Origin of the sequence: Denitratisoma oestradiolicum (assembly GCF_902813185.1) — a bacterium.
Classification (GTDB): Bacteria; Pseudomonadota; Gammaproteobacteria; order Burkholderiales; family Rhodocyclaceae; genus Denitratisoma; species Denitratisoma oestradiolicum.
This window is the reverse complement of record NZ_LR778301.1, coordinates 1,079,710-1,095,808: the sequence shown is the minus strand read 5'-3', so window position 1 is coordinate 1,095,808 and position 16,099 is coordinate 1,079,710. Positions and strand designations below refer to the sequence as shown.

18 protein-coding genes and 2 tRNA genes are annotated in these 16,099 nt (G+C 64.8%); 11 read left to right on the top strand and 9 right to left on the bottom strand.

What is annotated here, in order from left to right; genetic code table 11:
• Positions 1-27: 27 nt before the first annotated feature.
• From DENOEST_RS05075 to DENOEST_RS05025, 11 genes are all read left to right on the top strand, one after another.
• The gene (locus DENOEST_RS05075; RefSeq protein WP_145771886.1) at positions 28-594 is read left to right on the top strand and encodes a YceI family protein; all 567 of its coding nucleotides are present in this window, start codon (positions 28-30) and stop codon (positions 592-594) included.
• Between the two features lie 27 nt (positions 595-621).
• Positions 622-867, top strand: a complete 246-nt coding sequence (locus tag DENOEST_RS05070; RefSeq protein WP_145771885.1) for a CDGSH iron-sulfur domain-containing protein — start codon at positions 622-624, stop codon at positions 865-867.
• Positions 868-974: 107 nt separating this feature from the next.
• Complete coding sequence (locus tag DENOEST_RS05065) at positions 975-2,405, top strand: sensor histidine kinase (RefSeq protein WP_145771884.1); 1,431 nt, start codon at positions 975-977, stop codon at positions 2,403-2,405.
• Positions 2,406-2,410: 5 nt separating this feature from the next.
• The gene (locus tag DENOEST_RS05060; protein WP_145771883.1) at positions 2,411-2,956 is read left to right on the top strand and encodes a hypothetical protein; all 546 of its coding nucleotides are present in this window, start codon (positions 2,411-2,413) and stop codon (positions 2,954-2,956) included.
• A complete protein-coding gene (locus tag DENOEST_RS05055; RefSeq protein WP_145771882.1) occupies positions 2,953-4,269 on the top strand; it encodes a sigma 54-interacting transcriptional regulator in 1,317 nt (438 codons plus the stop codon). The genes DENOEST_RS05060 and DENOEST_RS05055 overlap by 4 nt, the downstream gene beginning before the upstream one ends.
• A 218-nt stretch (positions 4,270-4,487) precedes the next feature.
• The gene (locus tag DENOEST_RS05050) at positions 4,488-4,721 is read left to right on the top strand and encodes a glycine zipper domain-containing protein (RefSeq protein WP_183148205.1); all 234 of its coding nucleotides are present in this window, start codon (positions 4,488-4,490) and stop codon (positions 4,719-4,721) included.
• Positions 4,722-4,735: 14 nt separating this feature from the next.
• Positions 4,736-5,239, top strand: coding sequence for an RT0821/Lpp0805 family surface protein (locus DENOEST_RS05045; protein ID WP_145771881.1), 504 nt, complete (start codon positions 4,736-4,738; stop codon positions 5,237-5,239).
• Positions 5,240-5,257: 18 nt separating this feature from the next.
• On the top strand, positions 5,258-5,797 hold the full coding sequence (locus DENOEST_RS05040; protein WP_145771880.1) for an outer membrane lipoprotein: 540 nt from the start codon (positions 5,258-5,260) through the stop codon (positions 5,795-5,797).
• Positions 5,794-6,213: a DUF3568 family protein gene (locus DENOEST_RS05035; RefSeq protein ID WP_145771879.1), complete on the top strand. Its 420-nt coding sequence runs from the start codon at positions 5,794-5,796 to the stop codon at positions 6,211-6,213. The genes DENOEST_RS05040 and DENOEST_RS05035 overlap by 4 nt, the downstream gene beginning before the upstream one ends.
• A 16-nt stretch (positions 6,214-6,229) precedes the next feature.
• Positions 6,230-7,108, top strand: a complete 879-nt coding sequence (locus DENOEST_RS05030) for a hypothetical protein (protein ID WP_145771878.1) — start codon at positions 6,230-6,232, stop codon at positions 7,106-7,108.
• 55 nt (positions 7,109-7,163) lie between these two features.
• Complete coding sequence (locus DENOEST_RS05025) at positions 7,164-7,343, top strand: hypothetical protein (protein ID WP_183148204.1); 180 nt, start codon at positions 7,164-7,166, stop codon at positions 7,341-7,343.
• A gap of 69 nt (positions 7,344-7,412) precedes the next feature.
• Here DENOEST_RS05025 and DENOEST_RS05020 read toward each other — a convergent pair.
• The 9 genes from DENOEST_RS05020 to DENOEST_RS04985 form a co-directional block, all read right to left on the bottom strand.
• Positions 7,413-7,486: transfer RNA gene (locus tag DENOEST_RS05020), tRNA-Cys, on the bottom strand.
• A gap of 63 nt (positions 7,487-7,549) precedes the next feature.
• Positions 7,550-7,625 (bottom strand) — tRNA-Gly (locus tag DENOEST_RS05015).
• A gap of 128 nt (positions 7,626-7,753) precedes the next feature.
• A complete protein-coding gene (locus tag DENOEST_RS05010) occupies positions 7,754-9,370 on the bottom strand; it encodes an AMP-binding protein (protein WP_145771877.1) in 1,617 nt (538 codons plus the stop codon).
• A 76-nt stretch (positions 9,371-9,446) separates the two neighbouring features.
• Positions 9,447-10,622 (bottom strand): CaiB/BaiF CoA transferase family protein, encoded by a 1,176-nt coding sequence (locus DENOEST_RS05005; RefSeq protein ID WP_145771876.1) that lies wholly within the window; start codon positions 10,620-10,622, stop codon positions 9,447-9,449.
• A gap of 16 nt (positions 10,623-10,638) precedes the next feature.
• Positions 10,639-11,313 carry a nitroreductase gene (locus DENOEST_RS05000; RefSeq protein WP_145771875.1) on the bottom strand — a complete coding sequence of 225 codons (675 nt, stop codon included), beginning with the start codon at positions 11,311-11,313 and terminating at the stop codon, positions 10,639-10,641.
• A gap of 28 nt (positions 11,314-11,341) precedes the next feature.
• Positions 11,342-12,571, bottom strand: coding sequence for an acyl-CoA dehydrogenase family protein (locus tag DENOEST_RS04995; protein ID WP_197970528.1), 1,230 nt, complete (start codon positions 12,569-12,571; stop codon positions 11,342-11,344).
• A 135-nt stretch (positions 12,572-12,706) separates the two neighbouring features.
• Positions 12,707-13,147, bottom strand: a complete 441-nt coding sequence (locus DENOEST_RS19885) for an acyl-CoA dehydrogenase family protein (RefSeq protein WP_197970527.1) — start codon at positions 13,145-13,147, stop codon at positions 12,707-12,709.
• A complete protein-coding gene (locus DENOEST_RS19880) occupies positions 13,141-13,791 on the bottom strand; it encodes an acyl-CoA dehydrogenase family protein (protein WP_197970526.1) in 651 nt (216 codons plus the stop codon). The genes DENOEST_RS19885 and DENOEST_RS19880 overlap by 7 nt, the downstream gene beginning before the upstream one ends.
• A gap of 113 nt (positions 13,792-13,904) precedes the next feature.
• Entirely contained in the window at positions 13,905-16,091 is a 2,187-nt protein-coding gene (locus DENOEST_RS04985; protein WP_145772186.1) for an FAD-dependent oxidoreductase, read from the bottom strand.
• Between the last annotated feature and the right edge of the window lie 8 nt (positions 16,092-16,099).

Genomic DNA, 16,099 nt, shown 5'->3' with positions numbered 1-16,099 from the left:
ACCCACAACCTCCAAGGAGATACTTCCATGAAAAATCTGACCGTCCTGGCCCTCGCCGCCGCTCTTTCCGGCGCTGCCTTCGCTGCTCCGGAAACCTACAACCTCGACCCCAACCACAGCTTCCCGCGCTTTTCCTACAACCATCTCGGATACTCCGTTCAGCTCAGCCGCTTCGATAAAACCTCCGGCAAAGTCGTCATGGACAAGGCCGCCAGAGCCGGCTCGGTGGACATCGTGATCGATACCAAATCCGTCAGCACGGGCTCCGCGCTGTTCAACGAGCACATCCAGGGCGAGGACTACCTCGACACGGCCAAGCACCCCACCGCCACCTTCAAGTCCACCAAGGTTGTTTTCGAAGGCGACAAACCCGCCAAGGTTGAAGGAAACTTGACCCTGAAGGGCATCACCAAGCCGGTGACTCTCACCGTCACCTCCTTCCAGGCCATGCCCCACCCCATGGTCAAGAAGGACGCCATCGGCGCCAACGCCAGGACCACCGTCAAGCGTAGCGACTTCAACATGGGCAAGAACGCCCCCTATGTCGGTGACGAAGTGACCATCGACATCGCCGTCGAAGCCATCAAGGAATAAGCGGTTCTCCCTCGAAAGGAACAAGCAATGTCGGACAAGAATCCCCACATCGTCCAGAAGGCCCCCATGGCCGTGGATGTCGAAGCGGGCAAGAGCTACTGGTGGTGCGCCTGCGGCCAGAGCAAGAACCAGCCTTTCTGCGACGGCAGCCACAAGGGCAGCGCATTCACGCCCGTGGAATACGTGGCCGAAAAGTCGGACACGGTGTATTTCTGCGCCTGCAAGCACAGCGGCCACGCGCCGCTTTGCGACGGCACCCACAAACAGCTCTGAGCGTTACGCCGGGCCCCGGATCATCGGGGTCCGATCCCGGCACCATCTCCGGGTAGTGCTGTAGTTGGCAGCGTAAGCCTGTCAGCAGGAGGTAGACTCTGCCTCCAATGAAGCTAAGCGCTCTCTATCCTCGTTCCTTCCTGCAACTTCTCGCCATCGGCTTCGGTCTGGTGGCGCTGCCCCTGGTGCTCGGACTGATCAACAACGGGGTTTCCATCCGGCGCCTGTCCAGCCAAAGCCAGCAAGCGGTGTATCAAGCCTCCCAGGTAAGCCAGGCCAGCCGCGCCCTGATCGAGGCCCTGTCTTCCCAGGAGCGTGCCGTCCGGCAATACCTGGTGCTAAATGATCCGGCCCTGAAGGAACGTTACGGTGCGCTGCATCGACATCTGGGCGAGACCGCAAGCCGCCTGTCGACCCTGCCGCTGAGCAAACCGCAGCAGCAGGAGCTAAGCGAATTACGACGCCACGAAGCCGATCTTTTCAGCTTCCTGATGACTCTCGACCGACGTCACAAGGTTGATGACAGCCAGGTCGCCGAGCGCTTCGCCGCCCTGTCGGCGACCGCTCAGTCAATGCTCCATCACAACAACGACGCCATCGACCGGGAGATCGCCGACCTGCGCGAACTGGCCGCCGACGCGGAACGGATGATGATGCTGCAACTGGCCGCCCTGCTCCCCGTGGCCGCTTTCCTGATGATCGGATTCACCCGCCTGCTCTCCCATCCCATCGCCCAAATGGAAGCCGCCATCGGGGGGCTCTGGGCTGGCCGCTTCGAACGCCGGATCGAAGTGGAAGGCCCCCGCGATCTGCAATCCCTGGGGGAGCAACTGGACCGGCTGCGCCTGCGCCTGGTGGAACTGGAAGAACAGAAAAGCCGCTTCCTGCGCCAGATTTCCCACGAGCTCAAGACGCCGCTTACCGCCCTGCGGGAGGGTTCGGACCTGCTGGCGGAGGAAGCCGTCGGTCCCCTGAATCCCCAACAGCAGGAGCTGGTGCGCATTCTCACCGACAACAGCCTGCACCTGCGCCGGCTGATCGAGGACCTGCTCAATTACAGCGCCGCCGATTTCAAGCAATCGGCCTTGCGCCGCCAGGTCTTTCCCCTGGCCGAACTGGTGCGGACGGTGGTGGAAAAGCAGCGCTTGGCCTGGAGCGCCCGTCAGTTGCAGGTGGCCACGGAACTGTCGGAGATCGCCCTCAATGCCGACCGGGAGCGCATCCGCACCGTGATCGACAATCTGCTCTCCAATGCCGTCAAGCATTCGCCGCCGGGTGGCCGCATCACCCTCACCGTCCGCCGCGAGGGCGATGCCGCCCTGATCGACGTGGCCGACGAAGGACCGGGCATCACCGAGGAGGACCGGGACCATATCTTCGATCCCTTCTATCAGGGCCGTCTGCCGGCCGCCGGGCCGCTCAAGGGCACGGGCCTGGGGCTGTCCATCAGCCGCGAGCATGTGCTGGCCCACGGCGGGCAGCTCGTCCTGCTGCCCGGCCCCGGCGCCCATTTCCAGGTGCGGCTGCCGTTACAATGAGATCCATGTCCCGTCCCGCCCATCTCGCCCTGCCGCTGCTGGCGGCGTTCCTCGCCGCCTGTTCGCCGGTGACCCTGCGCGGCAGCGGCAACCAGTATTGGCTCAAGTCCTCCAGCGCCGTCATTCTCACCACCACGGACTCCCTGATCGCCTACCACGCCTATGTGCGTTCCCTCTCCGGCGCCGAATGGAACCGGGAGAGTGAACAGGTCCGCGAGGCCGTGCAAAAGGATGGCAGCGAATTCCAGCGTCTGCGTCTGGCCATGGTGATGGCCGTTCCCCTTACCGGCCCCCGGGAGCATGCCCGGGCCATGCAGCAGCTCGAACAACTGGAGCGTGAGACCCAGAAGCAGAACTCCTCCCTGCACGGACTGATTGCAGCCCTCAAGGCCGAGCTGGCCGAGCGTCGCCGCCTGGAGGATGCATTGCGCGACGAATCGCGCCGGGCCGACGACCTGGAGCAGAAACTCGATGCGCTGAAGGCCATCGAGCGCAACCTGCTGGAACGCAGTCAGCCGCCCCCGCCACCTGTCAGCAAGAAACGCCGATGAACCCGGCCCGACTTCTGCTGGTGGACGACGACAAGGACTTGCTGCGTCTGCTCACCATCCGCCTCGAAGCCGCTGGTTACGCGGTAAGCGCCGCCGACAGCGGCGAACGGGCGATGGCCCTGCTGGCGGTGGAGCGCCCCCAGGTGGTGATCACCGACATGCGCATGCCGGGAATGGACGGCACGGCCCTGTTCGAGGCCATTCACCGCGAGTACCCGACCCTGCCGGTGATCATGCTCACCGCCCACGGCACCATTCCGGATGCCGTGGAGGCCACCCGGCGCGGTCTCTTCGGCTATCTGACCAAACCCTACGAGCCCCAGGCCCTGCTGGCCGAGGTGGCGCGAGCGGTGAAGGTCAGCGGCGCCGACGACGACTGGCAGGGCGAGATCATCAGCCGCAATCCGGCCATGGAAGCCCTGCTGGCCCAGGCCCGTCTGGTGGCTGCCGGGGAGGCCCGTGTGCTGATCCGGGGCGAGTCCGGCACGGGCAAGGAACTGCTGGCCCAGGCCATCCACCGCGCCAGCCCCCGCCGCGACGGCCCCTTTCTGGCCGTGAACTGCGCCGCCATTCCCGAGCCCTTGCTGGAATCGGAACTGTTCGGCCATCTGAAAGGTTCCTTCACCGGCGCCGTGCGCGACCACCGGGGCCTGTTCCAGGAAGCGGAAGGGGGCACCCTGCTGCTGGACGAGATCGGCGACATGCCCCTGCCCTTGCAGGTGAAGCTGCTGCGGGTCCTGGAGGAACGCCAGGTGCGCCCCGTGGGTTCGACCCGTAGCGTGGCGGTGGACGTGCGCATCCTCTCGGCCACCCATCGCCGCCTGGAGGATGAAATCGGCGCCGGACGCTTCCGCGAGGATCTGTTCTATCGGCTCAACGTGGTCACCCTCGCCCTGCCCAGCCTTGATGAAAGACGCGACGACATCCCGCTCCTGGCGACCCACTTCCTCAAGGGGATAGGCGAAAGATACGGCAGGACCCTGGGCGGATTCGCTCCCGAGGCCCTGGAGTTGCTGACCAGCGCCGCCTGGCCGGGCAACATCCGCCAGCTCTACAACGTGGTGGAACAGGCCGTGGCCCTGTGCACCGGCAAACTGATTCCCGCCACTCTGATCCAGAACGCCCTGGCCAGCGCCGACGGCATGGCTTCCTTGGAAGAGGCCCGGGCTCGCTTCGAGCGGGATTACCTGGGCAAGCTGCTGCGCATGACCGGTGGCAACGTAAGCCAGGCGGCCCGCCTGGCCAAGCGCAACCGCACCGAGTTCTACAAGCTGCTGCAACGCCATCAGCTCGACCCCGCCCTGTTCAAATGATTCGTCGCCTCCTGGCGACAGCAGTTTCCCCATAACAATCATCCACTTGCCCCAGAGGGCAGGGCACCCTGTCGTCCACCGGCGACAGAATGAATCGGAGCCACGCCTTCCATAAGTTGTTAATACGCTGATTCAAATGGTTTTTTCTTCCTGGCACAAGCATTGCCCCGGAATGGGCAGGACGGCCGTATCTGCGCCGTCGCCTACAGGAGAAAAACATGAACACCCCTCGCCCCAACTTCCTCGCCACCTGCGCCCTTCTTGCCACCCTGGGCATGGCCGGCTGCTCCACCAACCCCAGCAAGCAGGAAATCGGCATGGTCACCGGCGCCGTGGTGGGCGGCATTGTGGGTTCGAGCCTCACCGGCGGCAGCGGAACCGGCACCGTCGCCGGGGCCGCCGCTGGCAGCTACATCGGTCATCGCATCGGCCGCGAGCTGGAGCGCAAGTAAGAGAAGGCTCCGCCATGAACACAGGCCATCTGCTCCTTGTCCTCGCACTGACCAGCCTTTTCCAGGCCCCGGCCCAGGCCGAGTTGATCCTGGATTCGGCCAGCACGGACTGGCGCGGTTTCCAGATGCCCTATCGGCAGGACGACGACCGCCGCCCCTGGTTCCGTCGCCATGGCGTCGCCACCACCCGTTGCGATACCGCCGCCCTGGGTTCCCAGGTCGGCTCGACGCGGGATGCCACGATCGGCGTCCATCTCGGCAGGAGCACGGACACCGGGATGGATGCGGTGGATCGGGCCTGTCTGGGTCGCGCCCTGGAGTCGGCGCCGGAGCGGCGCTCGGTGCGCTGGCGCAACTACCGCTCCGGCGCCGAGTACGACATCGTTCCGTTGCGCCGGGAAAACCATAACGGCCTGCAATGCCGCTTTTTTGAAGGATCGTCCCTGCGCGATGGCCAGCGCCTGGCCTTGCGCGGCAAGGCCTGCCGCGCCGCGGACGGCATCTGGCGAGTCGCTTAACCCTTAAGGAGAGTCATCATGGAAACCCCCTCCCTGTTCAAACGCAGCCCCCCAAAACTGCTCTATCCGGCCCTGATCGTCGCGGCGATCTGCGTCACCCTGTTCAGCCTGCTCGGTATCGCCACCATGACCGGCCATCTGCCCGGCGCCCTGGCCGGGATCAATGAAACGTCCCCGGCCGCCCAGAGCGCGGCGAAGCTGGCCGCAGCCCCTTGCGCCGATTGCGGCGTGGCCGAGTCGATCCGCGCCATCACGGTGAAAGGCAGTGGTTCCGGCACTGGCGCGGTAATCGGCGGCATCGCCGGCGCCGTGCTGGGCAACACCATGGGTCGGGGCAACGGCCGCACGGCGATGACCCTGATCGGCGGCGGCGCCGGCGCCTATGCCGGTAACGAGATCGAGAAAAACTCGAACCGCCATATGGTCTGGCAGACCCGTGTGCGCATGGAGGACGGCAGTGTCCGCACCTTCAGCACCCACAGCCAGCCCGAGTTCGGCGTCGGCGCCAAGGTCAGGGTAATGGGCGGGCAAGTGGTGCCCTACCGGAGCGCGTCATGAATCGTCGTCCTTCGCCATCGCGCCACTGCCTCTTCGCTGCGGCAGCCGCCCTGACGCTGCTCACCGCCTGCGAACCCATGGCCATCACCATGTTCGGTGTGGGCGCCGCCACCAGCGTCGCCCACACCTTGAACGGCATCGCCTACCGCACTTTCACCCTGCCCGCGGCCAATGTGAAGAGCGGCGTCATGGGCGCCATGACCCGGATGAACTTCAAGATCCTGTCGGCCAGGAGAAGCGGAACGACGGAAACCATCGTCGCCACCGCCAAGGACCGCGACATCACGATCGAACTCGAATCCCTGAGCGCGATGAGCACAAGAATGCGCTCGGTGGTGAAAGAGGGGATGTTCTATGACAGCGCTACTGCCATGGAAATCATCCTGCAAACCGAGAAAGTTCTCGGTAATTCCTGACCCCAAGGAGATCAACATGAAACGCACGACACTTACATTCCTGGCGATCAGCGCCGCCTACCTCCAGCTCGGAACCGCCTCGGCACAGGTCGCCGGGAATGCTTCCACCAACGCCAGCCAGACCACATCGGCCCAGGTCCCTCTCAAGGGACAGGAGTCCCAGCGACTGACCAGCGAGTTCGCGAATTTCTCCGGTTCCCAGGAGAACGCCGCAAGCCTGGTGAGCGGCCTACGCAGCGGCGGCGCCGTGACCCTGGTCGACAGCAGTAACACGGGCGCAAGCAGTGGCACCGCGGGGAGCGCTACGGGCACAACCACCAGCACCAGCACGGGCAGCGAAGTCAGTTTCGTTTCACCCACCGGTCCCATGGGCTGGGGTGAGGTCCGGCACGCACTGACCTATGCCCGCGAATCCCTGTCCACCCAGGGCATTACCAACCCCACGCCGGAACAACTTAAGGCAGCCCTGATCGGCGGCACCTTGACCAACGCCGACGGCACTGCCACCACGAGTACGGGTGTGCTTCAGTTGCGTAGCCAGGGCATGGGCTGGGGCCAGATCGCCCATACCCTCGACATCAGCCCCAGCGGGCGCGCCGTCCCGGTATCGCCGCTGGGATCACCGGGGACCATCGTCAACGCGGCCGGTGGCAGGATCGTCAGCGGCCAAACGGCCAAGACCAGCACCCGCCCGGATGCCAACAGTGATGCCGGAGGCGGCAGAAGCCTCGGCGCCTCCATGGGCGGCGCGGCGGCTATCCATGGCAGCGGCGCAATTTCCGGCGGCGTAATCTCCGGTCGCGTGATCCCTGGCGGCGATGGCCTCGGCCTCGGTATCGGCGGCGGTGCCAGGGGCGGCGGCGGCCTGGGTCTGGGACTCGGTCGTCATCGCTGAGTCCAATCGTTCTGTTGATCAGGCCCGGATTCCGGGCCTGATCTTCGGCTGCTCGGTGTGCACACCCCTGTGGGGCTCCCGGGCCGAATTGCAGGAGGTCATCGCACTGGCTCGGCACGACCGCATTCATGTCGATGCACAGTATTTCAGTCTTGACGAAGGCCCTCGCGTACTCCAGGACTTGCGCGAGGACCGGGGGATGGGGCGTGGCGTTCTGGTGCCGGAACTGGGATAGTGCCCGTAGCAGACCGACCCCAAGGAGGCGCACCAAAACTTAATTTTTGAGGATTGTCCGGGGTTATTCTGGAGGCGCGACCCGGAATCGAACCGAGGTACACGGCTTTGCAGGCCGCTGCATAACCACTCTGCCATCGCGCCGCTGCCGCGATTGCCGCGGCACTTAAGTTAAAAGGGGGAAAGCAGTGCTTTCCCCCTGGAATCTGGAGCGGGAGAAGAGTCTCGAACTCTCGACCTCAACCTTGGCAAGGTTGCGCTCTACCAACTGAGCTACTCCCGCAGAACAGGAAAAGAATTATAGCAATAGTTTTTTCGACGTCAACACCAAGATCAAATTTCTTAGAAAACTTCTATGCCACGTCGATCGCCCACATATATTCTTCCGAGCGCGGTGAACAGAATACGCTGCTATTTGGAACCCAGGAATGCCTCCGCCGTACTTTTTGCCCAGCGATAGTCGGCCTTGCCGGCAGGAGAGCGGCGCATTGCATCCACGAAGACCACTTCCTTGGGTACCTTGTAGCCGGCTAGATGGTCGCGGCTGTGGACACGCAATTCGTTGGCGCTGGCCTGGGTGCCGGGCTTAAGTTCCACCACGGCCACGACCTTGCTGCCCCAACGGGGATCGGGCAGGCCCACCACCAGGGCGTCGGCCACAGCGGTGTGGCGGCGCAGGGCTTCTTCCACTTCCTCGACGAAGACTTTCTCGCCCCCCGTATTGATGCAGTTGGAACCGCGCCCGAAGACCACGATGGAACCATCCTCCTCCACCCGCGCCAGATCGCCGGTGATCGCATAGCGCACGCCGTCGATGGCTACAAAGGTTTCCGCCGACTTCTTGGGGTCGCCAAAATAGCCCACCGGCACCAGGCCAGCGCGGGACAGGATGCCCATCTCACCCGGCTTGGCAAGGCGCGAATTATCGACCACCACCGCCAGATCGGGCCGAGGTGCCAGCTTGATCATGCCGTCGCCGGAGGGTTTGCTGCCCAGGCCGAACTGCCCGCCCTCGGAAGAGCCGACGCCGTCGGTGAAGATGGCATGGGGCGGCAGGAATTCCTTCAGGGCTGCCTTGAGATGGGCGGAGAACAGGGCGCCGCCACTGCCGAAGGCGAACATGCTGGAAAGGTCCCAGCGCCCCGGATTCGCCCGCAGCGCCTCCAGGATCGGCATCGCCATGGCATCGCCGACGATGGAGATGGAGCCGATCTTCTCCCGGGACATCAGGTCGAGGATATGCTCGGCATCGAAGTGGTGCTGCTCGTTCAGAACAATGGTGTGGCCGGAGAACAGGGAGATCAGGGTGGCCCACAGCGCAGCACCGTGCATCAAGGGCGCGACGGGCATCACGCGCATCGCGAATCCGGTCTGCGCCCGCTCCGCCAACTCTTCCGGCGCCTTCACCGGGCCGGCAGCCGGATTGAAGGCACCGCCCCCGCCCAGGGCGCTGAAGAACAAGGCCTTGTGGGGCCACATCACGCCCTTGGGCATGCCGGTGGTGCCGCCGGTATACAGCAGGGAAATGTCGTCATCGCTGCGGGGAATGTCGGCCACGCTGCCCTGCGCCGCCGCCAGGGCGGCCTCGTAGGCCACGGCCCTGGGGATGGCAGGCTGGTCGGCGCCCTTGCGCACAATCACTTTGAGTCCGGGTGCCGCATCCAGGGCCTCCCGCACGCTGTCCTCGAGCTCCGGACCATAGAACAGAGCCTTGAGCTTGGCATTGTCGTAGATGTAGCGCAACTCCTCGGCCACATAACGATAGTTGATGTTGAGGGGTATCGCACGGACCTTGCAAGCGGCCAGGAAGGCTTCGAGATACTCCTCGGAGTTGTACATCTGGAGACCGACCGTATCACCCTCGCCGATGCCCTGGCCATGGAGCCAGGCGGCCAGGCGGTCGACACGCGCGGCCAGTTGGCGAAAATTCATGCGCTTGTCGCCAATCACGATCGCTTCCCTATCGGGAACGGCCTCCGCCACGATGTCAAAAAGGTCCGCCAGGTTGTAGGTGCGGCGAGTGGTCATGATGTCTCCGTCTGCTAAGTGGGTGCTGCAAGCATTAATCGATGACAGGCAGTGGTCACTGCCCGCCACGGGAAGGTCAGATCAAACCGTTGTCCCGGAATCTGGCCAGGTCGTCGTCACCGTAGCCAAGTTTCCGCAGCACCTCTTCGTTGTGCTCTCCCAGCCCTGGTGGCGAGCGGTCGACGCTGAAGCGGTAGTCGGTCATTTTGACCGGGAAGGCAAAATAGGGATAAGTGCGGCCATCCGTGGCGGGCACCTGGACCACCATCTGCCGGGCCTGGGTCAGGGGGTGCTGCAACACTTCATCCACGCGCAACACCGGACTGACGCAGGCATCCACGCCAGTGAAGACCTGATTCCATTCATCCAGGGATTTCGACTTGATGATGGCGGCGATCTGGCCCCGCACCGCCACGCCGTCCTTGCCCGAGGCCCAGCCGGCACGGACCAGATCGGGCTGGCCGATGGCGTCGCAGAAGGCCTTCCAGAACTTGGGTTCCAGGGCGCCTACCGCCAGGTAACGGCCATCCGCCGTCTCGTAGGTGCCGTAGCAGGGCAGGCCGCCAGTCAGGGTATCCATTCCCGGCGGAATGGGTCGACCGTAGGTATGCATGGCAGCCACGGGCTGCATGTTGTTGGCCATGGCGCAGTCGGTCATGGACACGTCGAGGAAACGCCCCTTGCCGGAACGCTGGGCATCGAACAGTGCAGCGAGGATGGTCATGGCCGACGACAGGGCGCCGCCGGCCAGGTCGGCGATGGGAAAGTTGCCCGGATGGGGCGCCACGCCGGCACCGCTGCTCTGCTCCAGGATACCCGCATAGCACTGGTAGTTGATGTCATGACCGCCCAGCTCCACCAGGGGGCCGTCCTGGCCGTAACCGGTGATGGCGCAATAGACGATCTTGGGGTTCGCCGCCTTCACGTCCTCGTAGCCCAGGCCCAGGCGGGCCATGACGCCGGGGCGGAAGCCCTCCACCAGCACATCGGACTCCTTGACCAGCTGCAGGATCACCTCACGGGCACCTTCGGCCCGCAGGTTGATCGACAGGGAACGCTTGTTGCGATTCACCGCCAGAAAGAAATGGGAAATCGGCGTGCCGGCCGGTCCCCTGGCCGGTTCGCCGCTGCCGGTGGGCTCGATCTTGAGCACGTCGGCTCCCATGTCGGCCAAGTGCAATGTGCACATGGGGCCAGGCAGCAGCTGAGTGAAATCGAGGACTTTGACGCCGTCCAGAGGCTTTGTTGCCATTTGCATTTTCTCCAGATCAGGCGTCGTGGAAGCTCACGGCATCTTCGAAGGCGGCCCGGGGAATACCCAGATTGGCGACAGGGGACGCGGTATCCGCATAGCCCAGGCACATACCGCCCATCACGTGGTGCGAGTCGTCGATATTCAAGGCGCTGCGGATGGTCTGGGGCCACATGCGCCAGATCACCTGGGGACAGGTGTCCAGGCCGTGGTCCCGGGCCAACAGCATGATGGTCTGCATCAGGATGCCCATGTCAATGGCCTGGGCCTCGACCATGTAGGACGGCATGGTGAAGATCAGCCCCACGGGCGCGCCGAAGAACTCGTAGTTCTTCAGGGCCTGGGCGATGCGCCCCTTCTTGTCCTCCTTCGGAATCGCCAGCGCGTCATAGAGCATCAAACCGCAGACGGCGCGGCGCTCCTTGAAGGGATCAGGCAGCGGCTCGGGATACATCCCGGGATTGGGCGACTCCCCCATCGGCGTCTCGGCGAAGCTGGTCATGATGCGCTGGGTGAAGTTCTGCTTGGCTTCGCCGAGCAGCACATGGATGTGCCAGGGCTGGACGTTGCCGCCGGAAGGCGCACGCAGGGCCGTGGCCAGGATCGACCGCAACAGCGTCGAATCCACCGGCTTGTCCAGATAGGCCCGGGCGGAGGCCCGGCTCAATACGGCTTCGGTAACGTTCATCATTGGGCTTTCTCAAGTGAGGGGGGGGGTATCAGCGTTCCAGATCCCGGAACGGCAACTTGCGGTCGGTGCGAACCTCGCCGGGCAGCCCCAGGACCCGCTCGGCGATCACGTTCTTCTGGATTTCATCGGTGCCTCCCGCCAGGCGGATGCCCGGCGCCGACAACCACAGGCGCTGGATGAAGCCCCATTCGCTGCCCAGGTCCTGGTGGCCCAGGGTGCCCTCGGGGCCGGCCATTTCCATGGCAAAGCTGGTGATGTCCAGAATGCCCTTGCCCGCCACCAGCTTGAGGATAGACATCTCCGGTCCCGGTGTCCGGCCTTTGGAGATCGCGGTCAGTCCCTTGGAGATGATCAGTTCCACCCCCTTCTGGCTCAGGTAGGCATTGGCGATGCGGGCCCTGACCCGGCTGTCCTCGATGGCCGGCCGGCCGTTCCAGTGGGCCTTTTGGGCCAGGCCGATCAGGTTGCGGTGCAGGTGGGTGGGCAGGCTGCCGCCCACGGAGAGGCGTTCGTGCATCAGGGTGCTCAGCATCACCTTCCAGCCCCCGCACTCGGGGCCCAGGCGATGGCTGTCGGGAATGCGCACATCGGTCAGGAAGACTTCGTTGAACTCGTAGTCGCCGGACATCTGGTGGATGGGGCGGATTTCCACGCCGGGGGCACGCATGTCCAGGATGAACATGGTCAGGCCTTCCTGCTTGGGCTTGTCCCAGTCGCTCCGGGCCAGGAGGATGCCGTAGTCGCAGAACTGGGCGCCGGAGGTCCACACCTTCTGACCATTGATTACCCATTCGTCCCCCTGCTTCTCGGCCCGGGTGCGGATGCCCCCGGTGTCGGAACCGGCCGCCGGCTCGGAGAAGAGCTGGCACCAGATTTCATCCCCGGCCAGGCCCCTCGGCACATGACGGGCCTTCAGTTCCGGGATGGCCCAGGTGGCCACCGTGGGCAGGCACTGGCCCAGGCTGTTCTCGAAGATCATCCGGGGCACCAGGAAATGGGCTTCTTCCTGGCTGTAGATCACTTGCTGCATGGGCGTGCCCCCCATGCCGCCGGCTTCCTTGGGCCAGGTGATGGCGGCATAGCCCGCCGCCGCCTTCTTCTTCTGCCAGACCCGGGCGGCGGCAACGCGTTCTTCGTCGTTCATGCCCGCATCGAAGCGTTCCTCGTCGCTCTGCTTGGGCTGGGCGTTGGCTTCCAGCCAGGCCCGCACCTGGGTGCGGAAGGCGGCTTCTTCGGGGGTGTCTCTGAAATCCATCATTTCCTCCGCACGGTCATCCCACGGGGACAACCCTCAATCAATCGAGCGGGCAGCGCCCGCGAGCATCCTTCGTTGCCCCCTTCCCCGGGAAGGGGGTCAGGGGGATGGTCCTTTCTTTCCTCTGGAGGCGGCGTCCTATGCCGCCTCCTTCACGAGTTCGTCGGCCAGCTGCCCGCGCCAGGCATGTTCGCTGCCGATCACTTGGGCCAGGTAACGGGCCCGGCGGTAGTACAGGTGGCAATCCATTTCCCAGGTGAAGCCGATGCCGCCGTGGATCTCGATGCCCTCCTCGGCGGCAAAGTTGTAGGCGGTGGTGGCCGCCACCCGGGCGGCGCCGGCGGCCAGGGCCAGTTCCGGGGCGTCCGAGGACAGCGCCCAGGCGCCGTAGTAGGCATGGACCCGGGCCAGTTCATTGCGGGTATAGATGTCCGCCATCTTGTGTTTCAGGGCCTGGAAGCCGCCGATCTGGCGGCCGAAGGCCTTGCGCTCCAGGGCGTAGTCCCGGCTGATTTCCAGGATCCGGGTCGCGCCCCCCACTTGTTCGAAGGCCAGCAGTACAGCGGCGCCGTTCAGCACCCGGCCGCCACGGCGGCGCCACTCTGCCCCGGCCAGCTTCTCGGCCGGGTGTTGGCGAAGCTCAGTTCCGCATAGGGCCGGGTCGGGTCCTGGGAGGACAGTGGCTTGCGGCTGACGCCTGCGGCCGACAGGTCCACCAGCACCAGGTCAACGCCCGCTTTCAGTACCGCCAGGCCCGCCACCATACCGTCGGGCACCACGGCCGCCTTGCCATTGAGGGTCTTGCCGTCGAAGGCCAGCGGCGTCGCCAGGTAGGTCTCCGTGCTTCCCAGGACGGCAGTGGCGATTACTTCACCCGACGCGATGCGGGGCAGCCATTGCTGTTTCTGGCCCTCGCTGCCGCCATGGACCAGGGCTTCGGCAGCCAGATAGAAGGAGGACGACAGGGGCACCGGCGCCAGGTGGCGCCCGGCTTCTTCCGCCACCAGGCACAGTTCCAGGTGACCCAGGCCCGCGCCGCCGTAGGCTTCGGGAATCGCCGCCGCCGCCGCGCCCATGTCGATCAGGTTGCGCCAGACGGTCGCGGAATAGGCCGCCTCACCACCCAGTACCTGGCGCACGGCAGCGGAGGTGCTGGTCTCCGCCAGCATCTTGCCCACTTCCGCCTGCAACAGCCGCTGGTCGTCGGAAAAATCGAAGTTCACAATCGCATCCTTGTCTATCGAATCATCACCAAGACGCCACGGCGGGCATCCTGGTGAATCGGTACGGAAGGGCGATGCCGTGCAGCATCACCCAGCCCCATGACACACAACCGTCAAGCCTTCACTGCCGCCGGGGGCGTGATGCGGGTACTGCCGTAGAAGGTCTGGCCATTCCTGGCCATATCCCGCAACCACTGGGGCGGTGCGAACTGCTCGCCATAGGCCGCTGCCAGCCGGTCGCATTCGGCCACCACTTTCGCGATACCGAGGGTGTCCATCATCGCGAAAGGACCACCCAGGTAGGCCGGGAAGCCCACGCCAAGGATGGAACCTACGTCGCCATCGGCCGGGTCCAGCAGCACGCCCTCGGCCATGGCCTTGGCGGCGTCGGCCAGCTGGGAGTACAGCATCCGGGCCTTGACCTCATCCACCGTCGGTTGCTGGGGCAGGAGCGGATAGAGTTCGCCCAGGCCGGCCCACAGCTTCTTGCTGCCATCCGCGGCGTAGTCGAAGAAACCCTTGCCGTTCTTGCGGCCGTGGCGGCCCAATTCGCCCACCAGTTTCTCCACCAGCAGGAAGGTCGGCGTGGCCTTGAAGTCAGCGCCGGCGTCCTTCTTGCGCTGCTGGCCGCCGTGGTAGGCCACGTCCAGGCCGATCTCGTCGGAGACGGTCAGCGGCCCCACGGGAATGCCGGCCATCTTCGCAGCGTTCTCGATCAGGGCCGGGTTCACGCCCTCGGTGACCATGGTCAGGCTTTCATTCACGTAGGCGCCGATGAAGCGGCTGGTGAAGAAGCCCGGGCCGTCGTTGACCACGATGGGGGTCTTCTTCATGACCTGCACCAGATCCAGGGCCCGGGCCAGGGTCTCGGCGGAGGTCTTCTTGCCGCGGATGATTTCCACCAGGGGCATGCGCTCCACCGGCGAGAAAAAGTGCATGCCGATGAAATTCTCCGGCCGCTGGCCCGCTTCGGCCAGTTCGGTGATGGGCAGGGCCGAGGTGTTGGACGCGATCACCGCGTGCTTGGGCAGTACCGCTTCCAGCTTCTTGGTGATGTCGGCCTTCACGGCCCGGTCCTCGAACACGGCCTCCACCACGATCTCCACGTCCGACAGGGGCGCGTACTCGGTGGTGGCGTTGATCCGCGTCAGGATGGCATCGGCCTTGTCCTGCTTCATCCGCCCCTTGGCGATGTCCTTCTCCAGGCGCTTGGCGCTGTAGTCCTTGCCCTTGTCGGCAGCGGCCTGGTCCCGATCGATCAGTACCACCTCGACGCCCAGCTTGGCGCAATGGTAGGCGATGCCCGCGCCCATCAGGCCGGCACCGACCACGCCGATCTTCTTGTAGACGGTCTTGGCAATGCCCTCGGGACGGTGCATCAGCTTGTCTGCCTTGCCCTTGTTGATGAACAGGGTGCGGATCATGTTGCGCGAAACGGGGTCCAGGTTGAGCTGGGTGAAGTACTTGGCTTCCACCGCCAGGGCCTTGTCCATGGGCAGGAAGGGGCCCTCGAACATGCAGGAAAGAATGGCCAGGGGCGCCGGCAAGTTGTGGAAGGTCTTGGCCTGGATCATGGCGTTGCTGACCATCATCATCTGGCCCACGGCCGGGGACATGGCGCCGGCGCCACCGGGCACCTTGAAGCCCTTCTTGTCCCAGGGCTGCACCGGATCACCCTCCTCCAGAATCCAGCGCTTGGCCTCGGCCAGCAGCTCGGCGGTGGGCACCACCTTGTGGATCAGGCCCATCTTCAGCGCCTTCTCGGCGGAAAGGGCCTGGCCTTCCAGCAGCACCGGCGCCGAAGCCTGGACCCCGATCAGCCGGGGCACCCGCTGGGTGCCGCCGCCGCCCGGCAACAGCCCCACCTGTACTTCCGGCAGGCCCAGCAGGATGCCCTTGCTGTCGGCCACCACGCGGTAGTGGCAGGCCAGCGCCAGCTCGGTGCCACCGCCCATGGCTGTGCCATTGACCGCACAGACCACGGGCTTGCCGCAGGTCTCCAGCCGCCGCAACAGCGTCGACAGCGAGGCGTTCTGCTTGACGCGCTCGGCCAGGGGCAGGTCCTGGTTGCGATCCAGGGAGGCTTCCATTTCGTTCAGGTCGGCGCCGGCGGCGAACACCGGCTTGCCGGAGGTAATGATGGCGCCCTTGATGGCAGCATCGGTGGCCACCTGCTGCACGGCGGCTTCCAATTCGTTCATGAACTTCATGTCCATGACGTTCATGTTGTTGTCCTTGCGATCGAACAACAGCGTGGCAATACCGTCAGCGTCGACGGAGACGTGGATGACTTCACTCATGGCGATTT